The 3,536-nt window shown below is 70.1% G+C and carries 2 protein-coding genes; both read right to left on the bottom strand.

The genetic code is table 11. The features are described 5' to 3' along the window. Nucleotides 1-1,860 (bottom strand): condensation domain-containing protein (locus tag ACZ418_RS42815; RefSeq protein ID WP_468374287.1); only part of this gene is annotated, 1,860 nt, incomplete at its 3' end. Nucleotides 1,861-1,867: 7 nt separating this feature from the next. Continuing rightward, the coding region (locus tag ACZ418_RS42810; protein WP_468374284.1) for a condensation domain-containing protein at nucleotides 1,868-3,536 on the bottom strand (1,669 nt) is incomplete at its 5' end.

Here is a 3,536-nt window from a genome sequence, read left to right as displayed (position 1 = left end):
GACCACACCCTTCGGCCGCCCCGTCGAACCCGACGTATAAATCACATACGCCAACTGACCAGGCACCGGATCCACACCCAGCCGATCCGCCGACTCAGCCCCCACCGCAGCCTCAACAGCCGGGTCGTCCAACAGCACACCCTCGACGCCATCCAGCAGCCCGGACCTCGTCAACACCACCCGGGCCCCGCTGTCCGCGACCATGAACGCCAACCGGTCCGCCGGATACTCCGGATCCAACGGAACATACCCCCCACCCGCCTTCCACACCGCCAGCAGCGCCACCACCCAGTCCACACCCCGCGGCAGACACACACCCACCACACTCTCCCGGCCAACCCCAAGCCCCAGGAGATACCGCGCCAACCGGTTCGCCCGCTCCTCCAACTCCCCATACGACAGAACATCCGAGCCCGAACGAACCGCCACCACACCCGGCGAACGATCCACCCACCCCTCGAACACCGACACCAACGAACCACCCGGAACCGACACCACCGTGTCGTTCCACTCCCCCAACACCGCACGCCGCTCCGCATCACCCAGAACCTCGACCCGACCCACCCGCACCCCCGGATCAGCCGCCACCTGCTCCAACACCCGCACCAGACGACCCACGAGCGCCTCGACGGTCGCCTCGTCGAACACATCGGGGCGGAAGCTGAGCCGCAGTTTGAGGCCGTCGGCCGGGACGACCGCCAGGCTGAGCGGGTAGTGGGCCGTGTCCTGGCCGGGTACTCCGGAGATCTTCAGGCCGCCCGGCGAGGCGGGACCGTCCAACTGGCCAGGGTCCGCCGGGAAGTTCTCGTAGGCCATCAACGTGTCGAAGCCCGCTCCCGGGCCGGCGATCCGCTGGATCTCGCTCAGGCCGAGGTGCTGGTGCGGGAGCAGGGCCGCCTGCCGGTCCTGCAGTGCCCCGAGCAACTCGATCATCGTCTGCGCCGGGTCCAGCGACACCCGAACCGGCACCGTGTTGATGAACAGGCCGAGCATGTTCTCCACACCCGGCAGCTCCGCCGGACGCCCGGCCACCGTCGCACCGAACACCACCTCACGACGGCCCGTCAGCTTCCCCAGCAACAGACCCCAGGCACCCTGGATCAGGGTGTTGAGTGTGAGGCCATGGTCCCGGGCCACCACCCGTAATGTCTCGGCCAGTTGTTCACCGGCGTGAGCGACGGCCTCACCCGGCATGACCCCCGCCGTATCGCGGTCGGCGGGTGCCACCAGGGTCGCCTCGTCCACCCCTGCCAGCGCCTGGCGCCACGCCTCCCGCGCGGCCTCCTTGTCCTGCCGCGCCAGCCACGCCAGGTACTCGCGGTACGGCGTCACCGGCGGCAGCCCATCGGCCTGTCCCCCGGCGGCGTAGATCGTCAGCCACTCCCGCATCAGCACCGGCATCGACCAGCCGTCCATCACGACGTGATGCAGGGTGATCACCAGCCGGTGACGGTCGGCACCCAGCCGGACCAGCAGCAGCCGCAGCAGCGGCGGCCGTGCGAAGTCGAACCGGCGCTCGCGCTCCTCCTCCGCCAGGCGCTCCGCCTCGGCCACCGCCTCCTCCTCGGACAGGTCCGAGAGGTCGGCCTCCCGCCAGGGCAGTGCCACGTTTCTCATGATCACCTGGACCAGCCGCTGGGCGCCCGCGGGCTGACGGAAGCCCGCGCGCAGGCTCGCGTGACGCGCCAGCAGCGCCTCCCACGACGCCCGGAGGACCCCGGTGTCGAGTGCCCCTTCGAGGTCCAGGATTCGCTGAGCCGCGTAGACGTCGACGACCTGCTCGTCATAAAGGGCGTGGAAAAGCAAGCCCTCCTGCAGCGGCGACAGCGGCCAGACATCCTCGACGCGCATCTGCTTCATTGAGGTCTTACCTTTCGTCCGTAAGATCGAGATCCAGGTCGAGCTCGAGCTCGTCGATCTGGTGCTGAGCGAGAGTCACCAACGAGAAGTCGGACGGCGTATGACCGCCGGTGCCGCCGGGACGGGTGATGTGCGCGCAGATCCCGGCGAGCATGGCTTTCCAGCCGGACGTGAGATCGTCGACCGCCGATCGATTCAGCAGTTGCTGCGGCCAGGTGAACGACAGGACCAGCTCGGGACCGTCGGGTGTGTCGTGGACCAGTCCGGCGGCTTCCAGGGCATGGGTGGCAGCCATCTCGGCGTCGGCGCCACCGCCCAGGGCGTTCTCACCGGCGGGCTGCCAGTCCTCGCCGCCGCTCGTCCCGCCCGTCCCACCCGTGGTGAAGCGGCCGAGGTAGTTGAACCCGATCTGGGGTTGCGGCAGTTCGGCGAGGACGGGCGCGGTCTCCGGGTTCAGATGACGCAGCATCCCGAATCCCAGACCGTCGCCCGGGACTTCCCGCAGCTGCTCCTTGACCCGCTTCACCGCCCGGCCGGCGGCCGGACCTCCGGCCCGTATCTCGGCGAAGTCCGCCGTCCCGGGATCCAGCCGCACCGGATACACGCTGGTGAACCAGCCGACCGTCCGCGACAGATCCATGCCCTCGACCAGCGGCTCGCGCCCGTGGCCCTCGACGTCCACCAGGACTCCGCCGCTCGCGTAGGTACCGCGCCTGCGATGCCATTCCGCGACCGCGAGAGCGAGCGCGGCCAGCAGTACGTCGTCGACGCCCGCGTTGAACGCCGCCGGAACACGGGTCAGCAGTTCCTGCGTGACGTCGGAGGGAACGGTCGTCGCCACCCGCAGCATGGACGTCGCCACGTCGCGCTCCCGGTCCAAGGGGCGGGCCCCCAGCAAGGGTTCGGAACCCTGGAGAATCCGCGTCCACGTCGGCAGTTCGGCGGTACGTTCAGCGCCGACGGCCTGCTCGGCGAGTGAGACGGCGAAGTGGCGGAACGGCACCCGCACCGGATCCAGGACGACCTCACGCCCAGCGGTCAGATCGGCGTAGGCCGACGCCAGGTCGGGCAGCAGGATGCGCCAGGACACCCCGTCGACGACCAGGTGATGTCCCACCAGCAGCAGCCGCCCAGCGGTCCGGGGACCGGCGTCGAACCACACCGCCTGCATCATCAGCCCGGCCGTCGGGTCCAACCGGTCACCGGCCGCCCGGGCCTCCTCGTCGATCAGCCGGTGCAGCTCCAGACCGTCCAAGCCTGCCGCGTCCACCCGGCGCAGCCAGTCCGACACCGGCAACGCCTCGGAGGCCGGCGGCACGACCATCCCCGCCGCCGAGGACTCCAGCCGCGCCCGCAGCACATCGTGGTGATCGACCAGAACACGCAGGGCTTCGCCGAGCCGTCCGAAGTCGAGCCCCGCCGGAACCTGCACCATCATCGACTGGAAGAAACCACCCTCCAGCGCGGACGATCCGGCCTCATCGGCGAGCGCGGACATCGCCGGGGTCAGCGGCACCTCACCCACGGCGTCGAGCACGGCGAGAGCTTCAGCGTCATCGGCGTCACCGTCAGGCAGTCGTTCGGCGACCGTGGCGAGGGCGGCGGGGGTCCGATGCTCGAACACCTGCCGCGCGGTGATCTCCAGCCCCGCCCGACGGGCCCGCGAGACCAGCAGC

The sequence above is a fragment of the Streptomyces sp. NPDC030820 genome (assembly GCF_055572075.1).
Note: the sequence above shows the minus strand (reverse complement) of the source record. Positions and strands in the feature narration are given on the sequence as shown.